The organism is Maritimimonas rapanae (assembly GCF_057837205.1).
In genome coordinates, this window is sequence record NZ_JBYQFI010000001.1 from 198,403 (window position 1) to 216,699 (window position 18,297).

Below are 18,297 nucleotides of genomic sequence, written 5' to 3' on the forward strand. Positions count from 1 at the left end.
AAAATTACAATAAAGTGTATAGAGACCTTATCCTTTTTATAGTTGCATTACTAAGTTTAAATTGCGTAAAAAAAGACAAAGAAGCAATAGATATTTCTAATATAGAAGCTGAAGTTTTAGTAAAACGCTTTGAGCAAGATTTTTACACTGCCGATAGTTCAGATCTAGACGGGTTAAAACAAAAATATCCTAATTTATTTCCTGCAAATGTACCTGATAGTGTCTGGGTAGCCAAGATGCAAGACAAAGATGAACAAGAATTGTTTAGAGAAGTAAATACCAGATATGTAGATTTTCATAAACAATCGAAACAGTTATCAGACCTATTTAAACATGTAAAATATTATTACGATGGCTTTAAAGAACCTACGGTTTACACAGTAATGTCTAATGTAGACTATCAGAATAGTGTTATTTATGCTGATAGTTTGTTGTTTATTTCTTTAGATGTTTTCTTAGGTAAGGATAGTAAAGTTTATCAAGATTTTCCAGATTATATCAAACAGAATTTTACTAGAGATTATATGGTCGTTGAGGTTGCCAAAAAATTTGCTGAAAGAGAATTACCTAGGCCAAAAAGCAGAACATTTATTTCCAAAATGATTCAGCATGGTAAGTTGCTTTATTTGGTAGATTCATTTTTACCTAAAACGAAAGATGCACACAAAATTGGCTATACACAAGAGCAACTAGATTGGGCATCATTTAATGATGAGGGGGTTTGGAAGTACTTTGTAGAAAACAAGTTATTGTTTAGTAATGACCAAGAATTAAATAGAAGATTTATTGATAATGCACCGTTTTCTAAATTCTACCAAGCAAATGATAATGAAAGCCCAGGGAGGATAGGAGTGTGGTTAGGTTGGCAGATAGTAAAGGCTTATATGCAAAATAATGATGTGTCTTTACAAAAAATGTTGCAAACTGATAACGAAGAAATTTTTAAACAATCAAAATATAAACCAACAAAATAGCTGTCATTCAGAGCTAAGCGAAGAATCTAATTGAGATATTTCGACTGTACTCAATATGATATAAAATTATACTATGTCAACACACACTTCAGAAATAAAATTTACCGTAGAGTTAGATGAAAATAAAATACCAGAAAAGTTATCTTGGGATGCTCAAGATGGAGGTATTTCTAACGAAGACACCAAAGCTTTTTTAATCTCGGTTTGGGATCAAAAAAAGAAAGAAACACTTAAAATGGATTTGTGGACTAAAGACATGCCTTTAGAAGAAATGAAACATTTCTTTCATCAAACATTACTATCCATGTCAGATACTTTTTATCGTGCTACGAACGATGAAAAAATGACGGCTACCATGCGTGATTTTTGTGATTATTTTGCTGAAAAGCTTGAGTTGTTAAACAAGTAGTTTTGTCATTCCGCACCCGAAGCAGAATCCAGAAACCTTGCAAAAACACTTTGGATTCCTGCCTACGCAGGAAGGACATTGAGGTGTTATTTCAACTCAAAATCATTGATTTGTTTAATGATTTGATTATAGTCTTCAGATTTATTTACAAAGTCAAGCTCAGAAACATCAATAATTAACGTATTTAATTCTTGTTCTGTTTTTATAAATCCAGAATAGCCTTGATGGATCTTTTCAAGATAATTAGCCCCTATATTTTGTTCGTAATCACGACCACGTTTTTTAATATTTTCAAGTAATCGCTCCGTATTTTGATACAGATATATATAGAGATCTGGCTTGGTAATTTCTTTGTACATAATATCAAACATACGTCTGTATAAAACATATTCTTCTTTTGCTAAGGTGACCTGAGCGAAAATGAGTGATTTAAAAATATAATAATCAGAAACTATAAAATTTTTAAAGAGATCAAACTGAGCTAAATCATCAGAAAGTTGTGAGTATCGGTCAGCTAAAAAACTCATTTCTAGCGGAAAAGCATATCTGTCATTATCCTCGTAAAATTTTGGTAAAAAAGGATTGTCAGCAAAACGTTCTAATACCAATTTTGCATTAAAATCATCACCTATTTTATGTGCTAAAGTTGTTTTGCCAGCACCAATATTACCTTCAATCGCTATATAATTATACTTTTCTACTAAAGATGTAGGCCGATTCAAAACTAAATCTGTTTTATCAATTTCAGTCGCATCGTCACAACCTTGTAAACAAATTAGAATTGTCTTTTTAGCTATTGGATGTTGTGTATTTGGAGCAATCTCCGCTAAAGGAACTAGTACAAATTTGCGATCCAACATTCTAGGATGTGGAACTTTTAGATCTTTATAAAAAATAACCTCGTCTTCAAAAAGTAAGACATCAATGTCTATAATACGAGATTGATATTCGTCTGAATTATTTCGCTCTCTACCTAATTTCTTTTCAATTTCTAGAGCGTTTTTTAATAATATTTCAGGATTTAGATTTGTAGCAACCTCGACACAAATATTCAAGAAATGTTCACTTTCAAACCCCCAAGAAGCAGTTTTATAAACGGAAGAAATTTTTAGAACATGTCCTACTTTTTCGGCAATAAGATCAATAGCTTTTTGTAGATTTTCGAGCTTATTTCCTTGGTTACTGCCTAAAGATAAATATGTGATTCTTTGTATCTTCATAAAGGATTACAAAGAAACTAAAAACAGGGCATAAAAAGTTATATTTGTAAACGCAATTTATGAACATTTTGCGTGTCGGTTGTAACTTATTGCAGTAAGCAGAGACTGATAGAATAACAAAAAAATAAAACAACAACAAAATGACATTTTTAAGAGAACTATTAGCGGCAATACTAGGGTTTTTTATAGCCTTTGGCATTATGTTTCTAATGTTTATGATTATTGGCTCGGCATTTGGCGATGCTGATAAAGTAGTGGTTAAAAAAGATTCTGTTTTAGAATTGAATTTAGCTGAAAAAGTAAAAGATGATTATAGTGTAACCGATCCATTTGCTGATCTAATTGGCGAAGGAGATTCTGACGTATTAGAATTACACGAAATTATAAACGCTATAGAGAATGCCAAGACTGATGATAATATTAAAGGAATTAGTATTAAAACTACCGGTGTTAATGCTGGTTTGGCACAAACCCAAGCTATTCGCGATAAGTTGTTAGATTTTAAAGAATCTGGTAAGTTTATTACTGCGTATGCCGATTATTATACTCAGAAAAATTACTATGTAAGTTCAGTAGCAGATTCTTTGTATTTGAACCCTGTAGGGATGATCGATTTTAAAGGATTGTCTAGTGAGGTCTTATACTTTAAAGATTTTGAGGATAAATATGGTATTAAAATGGAAGTTATCCGTCATGGTAAATACAAAAGTGCAGTAGAACCATTTTTAACTAATAAAATGAGCGATGCCAATCGTGAACAAATGGAATCGTTCTTAAAATCTATTTGGAGTAAAATGACAACTGACATAGCTACAAGTAGAAATAAATCTGAAGCAGAAATTAATACTATTGCAGATGATCTATTAGCTAGAAATCCTGAATTGGCTATTGAAAACAATATGATTGATGATCAATTATATGCTGATGAGTATACAGCCAAATTAAAATCCGAAATTGGAGTTAAAGAAGATGGAAAGTTGAATGTTATATCGTTAAAAGATTATGTTTCTTCGGGTAAGGGTCGTATAAAATCTACATCTAAAAATAAAGTCGCTGTAATCTATGCGCTAGGCGAAATTATGTATGGCGAAGGCGATGAAAATTATATTGGTCAAGAATCTATTATAAAAGCACTTAAAAAGGTTAGAAAAGACAAAAATGTAAAAGCAATAGTTTTACGTGTAAATTCTCCAGGAGGTAGTGCTTTAGCTTCAGAATTAATCTGGAGAGAATTAGAATTAACTAAAGCAGAAAAGCCGCTAGTGGTTTCTATGGGTAATCTAGCTGCTTCTGGAGGCTATTATATTGCTTGTAATGCAAATAAGATTTTTGCTGAACCATCAACAATAACTGGGTCCATTGGTGTTTTTGGAGCTATACCGAATATTAAAGGATTTGCAGATAATATTGGTATTAATGCAGAACAGGTAGGCACCAATAGACAATCGAGCGGATATAGTGTTTTTGAACCTATGAGTGAAGAATTTCATGGTTTTGTAAAAGAAGGTATCGAAGATATCTATAAGACCTTTGTAACTAGAGTTGCAGATGGTAGAAATATGACTTTTGCTGAGGTTGATAGTATCGCACAAGGTAGAGTTTGGTCTGGTAAAGAAGCAGTAGGTAACGGATTGGTAGATGAGCTTGGCGGATTGGATGATGCCATTAAAGCTGCTGCTGAATTAGCTGAAATTTCAGATTATAAAACCACCAATTACCCGAGATTTAAAAAGAATTTTGAAGATGCTTTTCAACCATTTTCCTTTGCAAAAGCAAGCAAAGAAAATATCTTAAAAGAAGAGCTAGGTATAGAAAATTATAAAGTTTATCAATCAGTAAAAAGAATTTCTAAATTAAAAGGGATACAAGCCAGAATGCCTTTCGAAATTGAAATAAAGTAATTGATTACTTTCTAATATAGGTTACAAAACTATAATTGTATTGATGCTTCTCGTCAGCTTTAAAATCTTGGCGAGAAACTTCTTTCCATATAGACATATCTACAGTAGGGAAAAAAGCATCAGCTTCTAGTTCTGCATCTACCAAAGTAAGATCTAATACATCAGCAACTTCTATAGCTTGTTTGTAGATTTGTGCTCCACCTAAAATATAAGGATTGTCATCAGCCCTAGCAGCTTCAATCGCAGCCTCTAAAGAATTTACAACAACACAACTTTCTGCAGTATAATCTTTATTTCTGGTAATAATAATATTGGTACGCTTAGGTAATGGTTTGCCTAAAGATTCAAAAGTTTTTCTACCCATAATCACATGATGACCAGAAGTAACTTTTTTAAAACGCTTTAGATCATTTGGCAAGTGCCATATAAGATCATTGTCTTTACCCAATTCACCATTTTTACCAATAGCAGCAATTAAAGTAATCACTGATCTAGATTTTTTTTTTCTGAATCGGGTAATTCATCTTCAGGGGTAATAATCCCTTTTTTGATGAGATTGTCTTCTAATTTCTCAAGCTTCCTGTTGTGTTTTTCTATCAAACTCTCAGTTTGAATTCGTTCCCAATCCTTTCCAAAAAAACGTTTTGTAAAAAACACATTAATAAAGTGCAATAACCATAAAAAGAACCATATAGCTACAGCATATTTAAACCATTCACCAAAATTTTCACCAACTTTAAAGAAAAGGTTTAGTACAATTAAAAATACAGAACCTAATAAAAATATTATAAAATGATAGTATAAACGCTTTTTTTGTTGAACGCGTTTTCTGGCTTTTTCATAAACCTCATGTTGATCTTTAGAGTCCATTAGTTGATTATATTTCTAATGATAACGAAAGTACTATTTTTTAGAAATTTTTTTAATGAAAAGGATTACATATTCTTAACCCATTCTTTAATATAGTCGTTAAAATCTTCCTTTTCTAAGGCTTCATTTACATCGCTAAAATCGATTTGTTCGTTTTCTAAAGAGTTTAAAATAGACTGTATTGCATTGAGTACATTAACATCATCAATTCGCTCAATTCTTTCTGTTAAGTGAAGTTTTAGCTGTTCTTTTTCCATTATTTTCCCAATTTTGTTTTTTTGATTGCTCTAAATTACTGCGTTAATAAGTAATATCAAAGTTATTTGGGTTAAAAGAGCGTTAAATAAAATTAAGTAGTTAGTATTTGTGAAGCATGATGATCAAAATGTTTTATAAAGTCATCAGCAAGAAAAACAAAACTATAGACTTCTTTTTCTTTTTTAGAAACATTTACTTTTGCATCTAGTTTATTTTTTGGAAAACGCTTCCAAATATTTAAAATTTGAGTATTAACAACTCGCCAGAGATCTAAAATATCTTCGACTCGTGTGTCTTGCCAATTTTGAGCTCTAACCCACTCATTTTGCTCATAAGCTATATGCGGTATGTCTTCATATTGTACCCTAATATACCGCTGTAGATTATTAAGTGCAGAATCAACCAAATGCCCTAAAATCTCTTTCTTACTCCATTTTAGAGCTGAAGGTTTGTGCTCTAATTGTTCAAGATTAATCTTTCTAACTTTTTCTGGAAAGTTATTGATGAGTAATTCTAAATCGAGTATGTTGCTTTGCAAACTCATACTATACTGCCACCACACCTTTAATATGTGGGTGAGGATTATAATCTACCAATGTAAAATCTTCGAAAGTAAAATCTTCTATATTTTTTATTTGGGGATTGATTATCATTTTTGGTAACGGACGAGGATCACGAGACAATTGCAAATCTAACTGCTCTATATGATTATTATAGATGTGCGCATCACCTAAGACATGAATAAATTCTCCAGCTTCATAACCACAAACTTGAGCCATCATCATAGTAAATAAGGCGTAGGAAGCAATATTAAAAGGAACGCCTAAAAAGATATCTGCGCTTCTTTGATATAATTGACAGGATAGTTTACCATCTGCAACATAAAATTGAAAAAAAGCATGACAAGGGGGTAATGCTGCTTTTCCATTTGCAACATTTTCACCAAAAGAAATAGAAGTATCGGGTAGCACAGAAGGGTTCCAAGCTGAGACCAACATTCTGCGACTATTAGGATTATTTTTTAAAGTATTAATTACTTCTTTTAATTGATCGATATCATCACTATTCCAATTGCGCCACTGGTGTCCATAAACAGGTCCTAAATCACCATTTTCATCTGCCCACTCATTCCAGATGCGTACTCCATTCTCTTGCAAGTATTTTACATTAGTATCCCCTTTTATAAACCACAATAACTCATAAATAATGGACTTTAAATGTAATTTTTTAGTAGTCACCATAGGGAAACCTTCACTTAGATCAAATCGCATTTGATGACCAAATACACTCTTAGCACCAGTGCCGGTTCTATCTCCTTTTTGATTTCCGTTTTCTAAAACATGCTTTACTAAGTCTAAATACTGCTTCACTTTAATTCATTTTCGTGGAAATAAAAGTAAAAAAAAGCTTCAAATCATATCGATCGAAGCTATAAATTGTATAAAAAGTTATTAACTGCTTATCCGATAATCATACCAGCAATAGTAGCAGAAATCAAAGAGGCAATCGAACCTCCAATTAAGGCTTTCATACCAAATTCTGATAATGTTTTACGTTGCCCTGGAGCCAAAGAACCAATACCACCAATTTGAATACCAATAGAAGCAAAATTTGCAAAGCCACAAAGCATATAAGTAGCCATTATAATTGATTTATTGTAAGTTAAATGTGTAGCATTTGCAACTTCTTTTAAGTCAGCTAATTGAATATAGCCTACAAATTCACTAGCAGCCAATTTAATACCTAATAATTGTCCCATTAGCATCATATCCTCTCGAGCAACGCCAATCAACCACATTAAAGGAGCAAAAATGGTTCCGAGAACGGATTCCAATGATAGTTTTGGATACGGTGTATTTGCCGCCATCCAAGTGTTTAACGTTGTAAAATCTCCTAACCAGCCAAATATTCCATTAATCATTGCTATAAAGGCCATAAAGACAAGTAGCATGGCACCAACATTTATAGCAAGACGCAAGCCTTCAGTAGTACCGTTTGCAATTGCATCTAAAATATTAGAACCAATTTTTTCCTGCGAAACTTTTACATCTGTATTTACAGCTTCAGTTTGAGGGTATAAAATTTTAGAAATTACAATAGCACCAGGCGCTGCCATTACAGATGCCGCTAATAAATGCTTTGCATATACCAATCTTAATACAGGATCATCACCTCCTAAAAAACCTATGTAAGCTGCCAATACCGCACCAGCTACGGTAGCCATACCACCAATCATAACTAATAGCATTTCAGATTTATTCATTTTTTCTAAATACGCTTTTATTAATAATGGTGCTTCTGTTTGACCTAAAAATATATTACCAGCAACAGATAAACTTTCTGCTCCAGAAATACCTAGTATTCTTGTCAATACCTTGGCCATGAATTTAACTACCTTCTGTATAATTCCTAAATAAAACAATACAGAAGTAAGAGCAGAAAAGAAAATTATTGTAGGTAAAACTTGAAATGCGAAAATGAATCCAAATGAATTAATGTCCATAACGCCACTAAATAAGAATTCACTACCCGATCTAGTAAAGTCTAAAATGTTTACAAAAATTTGCCCAACAAAATCAAATGCCTTTTGGATAAAAGAAACTTTTAAAACTCCAATAGCAATAAGTAATTGAAAGGCAAGCCCTAAACCTACAGTTTTCCAGTTAATGGCTTTACGATTACTGCTAAACAAAAATGCAATAAATAGAAGTGTTAGCATTCCTAAAACTCCTCTCCAAAGGCTGTTCAATGTAAATCCTTTACTAGGAATAATTACATCTTTACTTTTTTCTTTATGAAAATAATTAGGATGATTATCTGAAATATAAACTAGCACCTCGTTTCCATTCTTTAATTTTAAATGGTTGTCCGACTTTTCGATAACTTGATAATAAATATCAACAGCTAGAGGAATTTTTTGTTTAAAAATAATCAGGTTATTATTTTGCAACCAATAACCTTTGTTGAAAAGGTTTTTATTTATAGAAGTATATTCTCCATTAAGATCAAGAGATAGAAATTCTTTTCCCTTTTCAAAATCTAATTTAGTTTTTATGCTATCAGGATAGCTTTCATAAATTATATGCTCATAAAGTTGCCAATAATTAATTTTTGAATCATTTGATTTCTGTAAAATTTTTTGCGTGCTTTTAAATTGATAATTAACGTTGTTTTCATTAAAACTTAGGGTAGAATCAGTTAATTGAGAAATTGTATAAGTCCTAATAGTATCTTTAGGTTCTTTATAATAAAATACTAAAACATCATCTCTATGGATATAATCTCCTGATGCGTTTAAGTTATTTTTCGAAGCAAGTTGATATTTAAACTTTCCCTTATCAATAGATAAGACATCAGAGTCAATAATTTTAAAGAGTGATTCATTGTTTTGGTTAGTAATAGCCTCAAATTGCCATTTTTTTTCAATTTCTTGAGCAGAAATACTCAAAGCTATAAAAGCAAATACAATACAAAGTAAATTTCGCATATTGATAGGGGTTATTTTTGACGTTTAGAAATTTCGTCTCGTAATTTTGCTGCTAATTCGTAGTCTTCGTTAGCAACGGCTTCGTCTAATTTGTTGTTGAGTTCTACTAAGGTAAAATCACTATAAGAAGTCGTAGAAGTATCTTCTGATATATCTGTAACTAATTCTTCTACTTCTATATTTGCAGGATCTAAATCAGGTTCTTCTTTAGATTTTAGGAAAATACCAGCTTTATCTAAGATGTTTTCGTAAGTAAAGATAGGTGCATTAAAACGAGTAGCCAATGCAATTGCATCTGAGGTTCTGGCGTCGATAATTTCTTCAATACGATCGCGTTCACAAATTAAACTAGAATAAAATACACCATCTACCAATTTATGAATGATAACCTGTTTCACTTTTATCTGAAAACGATCTGAAAACGTTTTGAATAAATCGTGTGTTAAAGGTCTTGGTGGCTTAATCTCTTTTTCTAAGGCTATTGCTATAGATTGCGCTTCGAAGGCACCAATAATAATAGGCAATGTACGTTCGCCTTCAACTTCATTTAAAACCAAAGCGTAAGCACCACTTTGGGTTTGACTATAAGATATTCCTTTAATATTAAGGCGCACTAAGCTCATAAAACTAATATATAAAAAACTGTCTGACTAAGGACTTTTATGTACAAAATTAGACAGCCTTTAGAGGCACAATTTATAAAAAATTATGCGTTCTGAGCTTTAAACTCTTTTAATTTTTCTATTAGTTGAGGCACTACCTCAAAAGCATCTCCAACGATACCATAATCAGCTGCTTTAAAGAAAGGAGCCTCAGGATCAGTATTGATAACTACTTTTACTTTAGAAGAATTAATACCTGCTAAATGTTGAATAGCTCCCGAAATACCGATAGCAATATATAAATTAGATGCAACAGGTTTACCTGTTTGTCCAACATGTTCACTATGAGGTCTCCATCCTAAATCTGAAACAGGCTTAGAGCATGCTGTAGCTGCACCCAAAATTTCTGCTAATTCTTCTACCATTCCCCAATTTTCTGGGCCTTTTAATCCTCTGCCTCCAGAAACTACAATATCAGCATCAGCAATGGTAACTTTGCCAGTGGCTCGATCGACAGATTTAGAGTTTACCCCGAAATCACCTTCCGCGAAAGCTGGAGAAAAATCTTCTTCTGAGGCAGAAACATTATTTTCTATAATTCCGAAAGAATTTTTTGCCAATCCTAAAACCTTGTTAGTAGTTTTTATTTCTGTATGATTAAATCCTTTATTAGAAAAAGCTTTACGTTTTACAACAAATGGTGAAGTTGAACTCGGTAAAGCAACTACATTAGATGCATAACCAGCTTGCAAGTTAATTGCTACCATAGGAGCTAAATACAAGCCATCTGTACTTGAGTTAATTATAACCACATCTGCACTTTCTTTTTCAGCAACCTGTTTAAGAACATTTGCATAAGCCTTAGCGTTAAAAGTGCTTAGCTGAGTATCTGATACTTTTACAACTTTTTCGGCGCCATAGTTTCCTAATTCAGAAACATTGTCAGCATTTATAGTTAGAGCAACTAGATTTGTACCTAATTGTTCCGCTACTTTTTTTCCGTATGAGACCGCTTCGAAAGCGATTTTTTTAAATTTTCCATCCGTTGATTCGGCAAAAACTAAAACAGACATATATATTTTTTAAGTTTTATTATTAATTAGATAACCTTAGCTTCATTATGCAATAAATTAACAAGCTCGCCAACATTAGAGGCATCTACCAATTTAACAGCGCCTTTAGCTTCAGGTTTTTCAAAAGAAGATGTATTTGTAGCAGCATCAACACTAACTGGCTCTACAACCGAAAGAGGTTTTTTGCGAGCCATCATAATACCTCTCATATTTGGTATTCTTAGATCACTTTCTTCTACAATTCCTTTTTGCCCACCAATTACTAAAGGTAGATTTGTCTCTAAAGTTTCTTTACCACCATCTATCTCTCTAGTTGCTGTAGCATTATTTCCATCTACTTCTAAACCAATACATGCATTTACAAAATTGTAGTCTAAAGTTGCAGCTAACATGCCAGGTACCATTCCGCCATTATAATCTATTGATTCTTTACCCGCAAGAACAAGGTTGTAATCACCATTTTTTACAACTTCTGCTAATTGTTTTGCAACAAAAAAACCATCAGTTGCTTCTGCATTTACACGGATAGCATCGTCAGCGCCAATAGCTAAAGCTTTGCGTAAAGTAGGTTCTGTAGTTGCATTACCTACATTTACTACGGTTACTGAGGCTCCTTGCTTTTCTTTAAACCACATCGCGCGAGTTAAAGAGAACTCATCATAGGGATTGATTACAAACTGTACACCATTAGTGTCAAATTTGGTGTTATTATCTGTAAAATTGATTTTTGAAGTTGTATCTGGCACATGACTTATACAAACTAATATCTTCATTTTTATTATATTTTTTCTTTAGAATTTATATGCTAAAAAGCGAGAGCGAAGTTACCACTTTTTTTTGAAAATACTATGCGCGCATAGTATTTTTTTATTACTTATTGCTAGAGTTAAGATAGCAAAAGGTAAGATCATTCCTAAATAAGAAATATCAAAAAGATTACCATACAAACTCGGTTTAAACCCCTCTTCATAAATGTTTAAAACAAAAGTAATCATTAGAAAACTAGAAAAAAGGTAGAAAGAAAAAATAATTACTGAATTAATATTTTTTACTTTGAATGATAAAAAAAATGGAAGTATTAGTACTAATATTTGTAATAGTTTAGGAGCATACCTTGTTTGATGATTAAATGGGTTGTGCTCAAGTATAGTTTCAAGGTTGGGAAATGTGATCAGGATTGGTAACGATATTAAAATTAATGAAATAAGAGCACCTACAATAAAGAATAACTTCGTTTTTAAATCAGTAAAAATAAAATCTTTAAAAAGTAATATGGCTAGTGGAATTAAAACTACACCTCTAGTTAAAACAAAGAATGAGCAAAAAAATGCCAGAAGTATGGGGTTTTTAAAATAACCCCCTTTGTATTTATTATGCCAGTAATAGATAAAAAGTAACAGTATTAAAATGTTACTCATTAGATCGCTTTTAGCAAATATTTCCCAATGATAAGAAGGAGATAGAAGAAATAAGGTTAAAATAGTTAGTTTATCAGTTTGACTAATACTTTGTCTTAAGAGAAATAATCCTCCCAAAAGAAAAACAAAGGGTTGTAACAATCCGATATTTCCAAGTAAGTAAAATGGTAATCCTAAATAAAAAAGTGCCGGTAAATTTGATGAGGTTTTACCTAGATGATCTTTTACATTGTAAGGATAAACTTCATTAAGCGTACTTTCTACTGTAATCTGTAAAGCAGACCACCTATCTGTATTAAGAGAATTGCCATCAATTAAATAATTTACTACTATAAAAACAATAAAAAACAATAATATAATTATGAGATAAAAGAGCTTAAATTTTTTAAAATTATCAATTACAATTCTATTTTTATTGATAATATATAATATTATAAAAGTTGATATAATATAAATTAGAAGTAAAATATATTTAGAAATATATTCTTGTCTAGCCCCATATTTTAATACAAAAAGTATATTAATTAACAGGTAAACTACTAAAGCCAAACCTCTAATCGATTTAAAATAATTATAGTAGCTAAACATTAATATCTCATATTGATTAAAGCACGTTAAAAGTACATTTTTTTACTAGTAATTTTCTTACTTTTGCTATTCATTTTTAAATAACTCAAATGAGAACAATTCAGTTTAGAGAAGCTATCTGCGAAGCCATGAGTGAAGAAATGCGTAGAGATGAGAGCATTTATTTAATGGGTGAAGAAGTTGCAGAATATAATGGTGCTTACAAAGCTTCTAAAGGAATGTTAGACGAATTTGGCGAAAAGAGGGTAATAGATACGCCTATTTCTGAACTAGGTTTTGCAGGTATTGCAGTTGGTTCTGCAATGAATGGTAACAGACCTATTGTTGAATTTATGACATTTAATTTCTCTTTAGTTGGTATTGATCAAATTATAAATAATGCTGCCAAAATGCGTCAGATGTCTGGTGGGCAATTTAATATACCAATTGTTTTTAGAGGCCCTACAGCTTCTGCTGGACAGCTAGGAGCAACGCATTCACAAGCTTTTGAAAGTTGGTATGCAAATACTCCTGGATTAAAAGTAATTGTTCCATCTAATCCTTATGATGCGAAAGGTTTATTGAAAGCAGCTATTCGAGATGAAGATCCTGTAATTTTTATGGAGTCTGAGCAAATGTATGGTGATAAGGGTGAAGTGCCAGATGGTGAGTATATTTTACCTATTGGAGTTGCAGACATAAAAAGAGAGGGTAATGATGTAACCATTGTATCTTTTGGTAAAATTATCAAAGAAGCTTATAAAGCTGCAGACGAATTAGAAAAAGACGGTATATCGGTTGAAATTATTGATTTACGTACAGTGCGTCCGATGGATCACGATGCGATATTAAAATCAGTTAAAAAGACTAATAGATTGGTAATTTTAGAGGAAGCTTGGCCGTTTGGTAGTGTAGCTTCTGAAATCACTTATCAAGTACAAGAACAAGCTTTCGATTATTTAGACGCACCTATACAACGTATCACAACTGCTGATACTCCTGCACCATATTCGCCGGTTTTATTACAAGAATGGATACCCAATGCTGATGATGTAGTTAAGGTAGTAAAATCTGTGATGTACGTTAAATAATTGGCACTAAAATTGTATTAAAGGTTCCTTTCATTCGTTATATGAAAGGAATTTTATTTTTCAAAGAAATTTATGTCGAATAAAAATATCTTCTCATTATTACTTTTCTTCTTTACGGTAATAATGACTGCCCAAGTAAAGGTTAGTGGAATTGTAGTGGATGATAGTGATCAACCTGTGCCTTTTGCAAATATTGTATTCAAAGGATCAACTACTGGTACAGTTTCTAATGAAAATGGGAAGTTCTATTTAGAATCAGATAAGACTTATAAAGAATTGGTTGTTTCATTTTTAGGATTTGAAACTAAGACCATTCAGCTTAAAGCGAGAAATTTTGATTTACGTATTGTTTTATCTGAAGGAACAACCCTTAAAGAGGTTGTAATTTATTCTGGTAAGCAAAAGAAAAAAGGAAATCCTGCCATAACTATTTTACGAAAAATCTGGGCTAAAAAGCGCCAGAATGGTGTCTATTTGCATCCTCAATATGAGTATGATAAATACGAAAAAATAGAATTTGACCTCAACAATATTGATGAAAAGTTTAAAAAGAAAAAACTATTCAAAGGGATGGAGTTTATCTTTGATAAGGTCGATACTTCAAACATTACTGGTAAGCCATACTTGCCAATTTTCATCAATGAAGCTGTTTACAAGTCTTATGGTAAAAATAGGCCAAATAAAAAATTCAGAGAAGAGCTGGTTGCTAATAAAAATTCTGGTTTTGATAGTAATCAAGAGCTGATAGAATTTATTAAACAGCTATATGTAGATTATAATATTTACGATAATTATCTAAAATTTTTCGATAAAAGTTTTACGAGCCCTTTATCAAGAACTGGTGTGTCTGTTTATAACTATGTACTTACAGATAGTGCTTACTTAGATAATAAATGGTGTTATAATATTTTGTTTTATCCTCGGAGGAAAAATGAACTCACTTTTAAAGGAGACTTTTGGGTAAACGATACCACATTTGCAGTTAAGCAAATAGAAATGGATGCCACAAAAAGCGCAAATATCAATTGGGTAAAAGAAATCCATATCGAGCAAGAATTCAATGTTTTAAATGATTCTGTGTTCCTGTTAAAGAGAGATCATATGATGTCTGATTTTGCTTTTAGAAAAAAGGATAAATCTAAAGGTGTTTATGGTAGAAGAACAACTTTGTTTAACAATTATGAATTTGAAAAAGAGCATGATGAAAAATTCTATGCTGTTAGAGTAGAGGGCTATAAGGAAGAGATTTTTAATAGGCCTGATGATTTTTGGAAAGAAAACAGGATGGAAAAGCTGAATGATGATGAAGTAGGTATCTACAAAATGCTCGATACATTAAAAACAGTTCGAAAATTTAAGCAACTCTATAATATAGGTACCATACTTGCTTCTGGTTATTGGGAAATGTTTGAAGGCTTTGATTATGGACCTATTTTCTCAACTTTTGGCAACAATGATGTTGAAGGAACTCGGGTAAGAATAGGAGGGAGAACTTATTTCAATCAGAATGATCCATGGAGAATTCAGGGGTTTATGGCTTATGGTTTCGATGATAAAAAAGTAAAATATGGCATAGGTGGTAAGTGGATGATTAATAAAAAGAATCGTATTATTATTTCTGCTGGTAATCGACGAGATGTAGAACAAACAGGAGTAAGCCTTACAACTGCAAATGATGTTTTAAATAGAAGCTTTGCTTCGGCAGCCTTTTTTACAAGAGGCGAAAATTTTAGATTAACAAATCTAAATCTAACCAATGTAGCTTTTGATATCGAACCCGCTCGAAATTTAAATTTTAGATTAGGAGCTACTTATAAAACATTACGTGCTGCTGCACCAGATTTATTTGATCTCACTTATTTAGATTCTAATGGTGAATTACAGTCAGAGGTAAAACAAACTGAAGTTGATTTTGCCATCAACTATACTCCTGGAAGAAAGACTGCTGGATTTGGTGTTGAACGTGCCGTAAGTAATGCAGGACGTTACCCAACAGTATATCTGAGTTACACTAGAGGACTAAAAGATGTTCTTAATAGTGATTTTGATTATGATAAATTACAATTCTTTTATCGCCATCGCATCTTAATGGGAGGTTTTGGTAAGTTGCGATATACTTTTGAAGCTGGTAAAACCTTTGGCAATGTACCACTTAGCTTATTAGACGTTGTACCAGGTAATCAAACGCCATTCACAGCTCCGCGTGTTTTTGATTTGTTAGATTATTATGAGTTCGTTACGGACGAGTATGCGTCGTTACATTTAGAACACAATTTTAATGGACGGATTTTTTCAAGGATACCGCTATTGCGGAAGTTAAATCTTCGTGAAATTATTGGCGTAAGAGGGATAGTTGGATCATTATCTGCAGAAAATAGAACAATGAGTAATTTCTTTTCAAGGGAAATTGATGCAGACGGTAACTTACCAGCAGGAGCTCCCACAAAACCTTATTATGAATATAGTTTTGGTGTAGATAATATTTTTAAAATTCTACGTATTGATTTTGTATTTAGAGGTAACTATTTAGATTTACCTGGAGCAACAAAATTCGCTATTAAAGGAGGATTTGGATTCTATTTTTAATTCCTAAAAATTAGCTTACCAGTATAATACTCTTCAACATCTATAATTGGAGGCTTATTGATTGAAATCACATTACCAGTTCCACGAATTTCACCTTTAATTTCATTAACTGGGTTTACATATAAATCATTTGTACCTCTATGGAATACAAATATATTTTGAGCAACTAACTTATCTGCTACTAATTTACCTTGACCAGAGGCAAAATTAATATTGAAGTTTTCAGTTTTTCCAGAAATTGAAAAGTTAGATACATTGTTCGTAATAATAGATAAATTTTGATTATTCATTAGCAGCTCAAAATCACCAACGTTTACTTCTTTTTCATTAAAATCTTCTGAAATAATAGTTAATGACTCATATCGTAAAGTGTCTTTACTTCTAATTGTATATTGAGAAGCATTTCTAATTTCTGTAATATTATTTGCAGTTAGTGTAATCTTGGCAGGCTTAAAGCCATTAAAATATTCACAATTATTATTATTGTCAATATTTAATCTACCATCAACAATATTGGTTGAAATATTATCGATGTAGTTTTCACCATACGTTATTTCTAAACTATTTTCTAATCCTTGTTTTATTTCTAATTCGATTCCTTCTCTAACAATTACTCTAGAAAAAGAATCTAAATTGATTGTTTTTGTTATTTCATTTCCTGAGCTTTCAAAACAATCAGAGACATCAGATATTGCGCAACTGCTAATCAATACTATTATTAATATGTAAGTTAATTGTTTCATTATAACCTAATTCCGATGCCTAAATCGATAGATTCTGCTAAAAATAAATGAGCTTTTATAGATGCACTAGCAAACCATTTATCACCAAAATATTTCTTAACACCTATACGTTCATAATAGCGTTTGTCTAATTCGTAAGGATAATATACATAGTATCCTACCTGAGTTAAAATTGAAAAATTATTTATATCTAATTCGTGACCTATAATCAAACTTACACGCTTATAATCAGCATCGCCACTTTCTCCTTTTTCAGGAAAAGCAATAGCATTAAATTTGATTAACTCCTTTAAATAATTAGAAAAGAAAACCTCGCTACCAAATTGTAGAATACTTTTACTACTAATTCTTTTATCGGCATACACAGTTCCAACATAATAAGGAAATTGTTTACCTCCAATATTTGTTGAGCTATTGATGCCTCCGCTAAACTGTAAATTGAATTTCATAGGCTCTTTTTCAACAACTTCAACACCGTCATCAACAGGAGTTCCTGTATAATCGATAGGATTTTCGTAATCAAAATTATAGCTAATACCTGTGTTAAATGAAAACAAATTTAAACCCACGTTTGGCGATTTAATTGAACCATTCGAGTAATGATTTAATAGCAAGCCCAAATTTGCATCAAGCCCTTGTGTTAGCCTCCTTTTATAATTAAACCCTATAGTTGTGTTTGCTAATAAATGAGACCCTAGAGAAACATTTTTATTATTTGTTTCATGATTAAAAGGGTCAGTGTTATAAGCAATACCTTGCCCCAATCTCAAATAAAATAAATTCTTATTCGATTTCTTTCCAAAATAAAAAGTATAGTTAATATTAAGCGCGTATGCTTTTCCTAAAATAGGATTCTGAAAATCATGGTATATAAATGAGAAGCCATATTCTGGATAATTATAACTACGCATCGTTGTAGTATTTTCACTTTTTTTATTCCAGTTAAGTATAAATCCTCGCGGGAACGAAACAGCCAAATGCGAAATCTTATCTTTATGTTTTATAACATTTCCATAAAAATAATCTAGCTGCAGCGAATAATGGTTCTTTTTCTCTTGTTGAGAAAATAAGGTAAGACAGAAAAGTAAGGGGAGCATA

Annotated in this window: 18 protein-coding genes; 5 read left to right on the top strand and 13 right to left on the bottom strand. The window is 31.7% G+C overall.

From position 1 onward, the window contains the following. Window positions 1–14 precede the first annotated feature (14 nt). Both gldB and gldC read left to right on the top strand, forming a co-directional pair. Window positions 15–974, top strand: coding sequence for a gliding motility lipoprotein GldB (gene gldB, locus AC3IF2_RS00935; protein ID WP_489165132.1), 960 nt, complete (start codon window positions 15–17; stop codon window positions 972–974). Window positions 975–1,047: 73 nt separating this feature from the next. Next, window positions 1,048–1,383 carry a gliding motility protein GldC gene (gldC, locus tag AC3IF2_RS00940; protein WP_489165133.1) on the top strand — a complete coding sequence of 112 codons (336 nt, stop codon included), beginning with the start codon at window positions 1,048–1,050 and terminating at the stop codon, window positions 1,381–1,383. 86 nt (window positions 1,384–1,469) lie between these two features. Here the strand turns inward: gldC and folK are convergent, their stop codons facing one another. Further along, window positions 1,470–2,603, bottom strand: a complete 1,134-nt coding sequence (folK, locus tag AC3IF2_RS00945) for a 2-amino-4-hydroxy-6-hydroxymethyldihydropteridine diphosphokinase (RefSeq protein ID WP_489165134.1) — start codon at window positions 2,601–2,603, stop codon at window positions 1,470–1,472. A 140-nt stretch (window positions 2,604–2,743) separates the two neighbouring features. Between folK and sppA the strand changes: the two genes are divergently transcribed. Next, the gene (gene sppA / locus AC3IF2_RS00950) at window positions 2,744–4,504 is read left to right on the top strand and encodes a signal peptide peptidase SppA (RefSeq protein ID WP_489165135.1); all 1,761 of its coding nucleotides are present in this window, start codon (window positions 2,744–2,746) and stop codon (window positions 4,502–4,504) included. Between the two features lie 4 nt (window positions 4,505–4,508). Here sppA and AC3IF2_RS00955 read toward each other — a convergent pair whose 3' ends face one another. The 10 genes from AC3IF2_RS00955 to AC3IF2_RS01000 form a co-directional block, all read right to left on the bottom strand. Then, window positions 4,509–4,991: a dihydrofolate reductase gene (locus AC3IF2_RS00955; protein WP_489165136.1), complete on the bottom strand. Its 483-nt coding sequence runs from the start codon at window positions 4,989–4,991 to the stop codon at window positions 4,509–4,511. Beyond that, window positions 4,988–5,374, bottom strand: a complete 387-nt coding sequence (locus AC3IF2_RS00960; RefSeq protein ID WP_489165137.1) for a 2TM domain-containing protein — start codon at window positions 5,372–5,374, stop codon at window positions 4,988–4,990. The genes AC3IF2_RS00955 and AC3IF2_RS00960 overlap by 4 nt, the downstream gene beginning before the upstream one ends. 65 nt (window positions 5,375–5,439) lie before the next feature. After that, complete coding sequence (locus AC3IF2_RS00965) at window positions 5,440–5,631, bottom strand: hypothetical protein (protein ID WP_489165138.1); 192 nt, start codon at window positions 5,629–5,631, stop codon at window positions 5,440–5,442. A gap of 92 nt (window positions 5,632–5,723) precedes the next feature. Then, window positions 5,724–6,176: a DinB family protein gene (locus AC3IF2_RS00970; RefSeq protein ID WP_489165139.1), complete on the bottom strand. Its 453-nt coding sequence runs from the start codon at window positions 6,174–6,176 to the stop codon at window positions 5,724–5,726. Window position 6,177: 1 nt separating this feature from the next. Continuing rightward, on the bottom strand, window positions 6,178–7,002 hold the full coding sequence (locus AC3IF2_RS00975; RefSeq protein WP_489165140.1) for a thymidylate synthase: 825 nt from the start codon (window positions 7,000–7,002) through the stop codon (window positions 6,178–6,180). Window positions 7,003–7,091: 89 nt separating this feature from the next. After that, window positions 7,092–8,456 (bottom strand): NupC/NupG family nucleoside CNT transporter, encoded by a 1,365-nt coding sequence (locus AC3IF2_RS00980; protein WP_489166897.1) that lies wholly within the window; start codon window positions 8,454–8,456, stop codon window positions 7,092–7,094. A gap of 674 nt (window positions 8,457–9,130) precedes the next feature. Next, window positions 9,131–9,742 (bottom strand): bifunctional nuclease family protein, encoded by a 612-nt coding sequence (locus AC3IF2_RS00985; protein WP_489165141.1) that lies wholly within the window; start codon window positions 9,740–9,742, stop codon window positions 9,131–9,133. 83 nt (window positions 9,743–9,825) lie between these two features. Further along, a complete protein-coding gene (locus tag AC3IF2_RS00990; protein ID WP_489165142.1) occupies window positions 9,826–10,794 on the bottom strand; it encodes an electron transfer flavoprotein subunit alpha/FixB family protein in 969 nt (322 codons plus the stop codon). A gap of 26 nt (window positions 10,795–10,820) precedes the next feature. Next, window positions 10,821–11,567 (bottom strand): electron transfer flavoprotein subunit beta/FixA family protein, encoded by a 747-nt coding sequence (locus AC3IF2_RS00995; RefSeq protein WP_489165143.1) that lies wholly within the window; start codon window positions 11,565–11,567, stop codon window positions 10,821–10,823. Between the two features lie 51 nt (window positions 11,568–11,618). After that, window positions 11,619–12,563 carry a hypothetical protein gene (locus tag AC3IF2_RS01000; RefSeq protein ID WP_489165144.1) on the bottom strand — a complete coding sequence of 315 codons (945 nt, stop codon included), beginning with the start codon at window positions 12,561–12,563 and terminating at the stop codon, window positions 11,619–11,621. Between the two features lie 326 nt (window positions 12,564–12,889). Between AC3IF2_RS01000 and AC3IF2_RS01005 the strand changes: the two genes are divergently transcribed. Together AC3IF2_RS01005 and AC3IF2_RS01010 are read left to right on the top strand one after the other, a co-directional pair. Beyond that, window positions 12,890–13,870, top strand: coding sequence for a pyruvate dehydrogenase complex E1 component subunit beta (locus AC3IF2_RS01005; RefSeq protein WP_489165145.1), 981 nt, complete (start codon window positions 12,890–12,892; stop codon window positions 13,868–13,870). A gap of 72 nt (window positions 13,871–13,942) precedes the next feature. After that, window positions 13,943–16,456 (top strand): DUF5686 and carboxypeptidase-like regulatory domain-containing protein, encoded by a 2,514-nt coding sequence (locus AC3IF2_RS01010; RefSeq protein ID WP_489165146.1) that lies wholly within the window; start codon window positions 13,943–13,945, stop codon window positions 16,454–16,456. Here AC3IF2_RS01010 and AC3IF2_RS01015 read toward each other — a convergent pair. Together AC3IF2_RS01015 and AC3IF2_RS01020 are read right to left on the bottom strand one after the other, a co-directional pair. Further along, window positions 16,453–17,199 carry a head GIN domain-containing protein gene (locus tag AC3IF2_RS01015; RefSeq protein WP_489165147.1) on the bottom strand — a complete coding sequence of 249 codons (747 nt, stop codon included), beginning with the start codon at window positions 17,197–17,199 and terminating at the stop codon, window positions 16,453–16,455. The two genes, AC3IF2_RS01010 and AC3IF2_RS01015, sit on opposite strands and share 4 nt — an antisense overlap. After that, window positions 17,199–18,296 (bottom strand): acyloxyacyl hydrolase, encoded by a 1,098-nt coding sequence (locus tag AC3IF2_RS01020; protein WP_489165148.1) that lies wholly within the window; start codon window positions 18,294–18,296, stop codon window positions 17,199–17,201. The genes AC3IF2_RS01015 and AC3IF2_RS01020 overlap by 1 nt, the downstream gene beginning before the upstream one ends. Window position 18,297 lies beyond the last annotated feature (1 nt).

Bases quoted from the DNA above. Each gene is read 5' to 3' on its own strand.
- AC3IF2_RS00960 (WP_489165137.1), bottom strand. From the start codon at position 5,374: ATGGACTCTAAAGATCAACATGAGGTTTATGAAAAAGCCAGAAAACGC.
- AC3IF2_RS00985 (WP_489165141.1), bottom strand. From the start codon at position 9,742: ATGAGCTTAGTGCGCCTTAATATTAAAGGAATATCTTATAGTCAAACC.
- AC3IF2_RS01010 (WP_489165146.1), top strand. From the start codon at position 13,943: ATGTCGAATAAAAATATCTTCTCATTATTACTTTTCTTCTTTACGGTA.
- AC3IF2_RS01020 (WP_489165148.1), bottom strand. From the start codon at position 18,296: ATGCTCCCCTTACTTTTCTGTCTTACCTTATTTTCTCAACAAGAGAAA.
- AC3IF2_RS01015 (WP_489165147.1), bottom strand. From the start codon at position 17,199: ATGAAACAATTAACTTACATATTAATAATAGTATTGATTAGCAGTTGC.
- sppA (WP_489165135.1), top strand. From the start codon at position 2,744: ATGACATTTTTAAGAGAACTATTAGCGGCAATACTAGGGTTTTTTATA.
- AC3IF2_RS00965 (WP_489165138.1), bottom strand. From the start codon at position 5,631: ATGGAAAAAGAACAGCTAAAACTTCACTTAACAGAAAGAATTGAGCGA.
- AC3IF2_RS00990 (WP_489165142.1), bottom strand. From the start codon at position 10,794: ATGTCTGTTTTAGTTTTTGCCGAATCAACGGATGGAAAATTTAAAAAA.
- gldC (WP_489165133.1), top strand. From the start codon at position 1,048: ATGTCAACACACACTTCAGAAATAAAATTTACCGTAGAGTTAGATGAA.
- folK (WP_489165134.1), bottom strand. From the start codon at position 2,603: ATGAAGATACAAAGAATCACATATTTATCTTTAGGCAGTAACCAAGGA.
- AC3IF2_RS01005 (WP_489165145.1), top strand. From the start codon at position 12,890: ATGAGAACAATTCAGTTTAGAGAAGCTATCTGCGAAGCCATGAGTGAA.
- AC3IF2_RS00995 (WP_489165143.1), bottom strand. From the start codon at position 11,567: ATGAAGATATTAGTTTGTATAAGTCATGTGCCAGATACAACTTCAAAA.
- AC3IF2_RS00970 (WP_489165139.1), bottom strand. From the start codon at position 6,176: ATGAGTTTGCAAAGCAACATACTCGATTTAGAATTACTCATCAATAAC.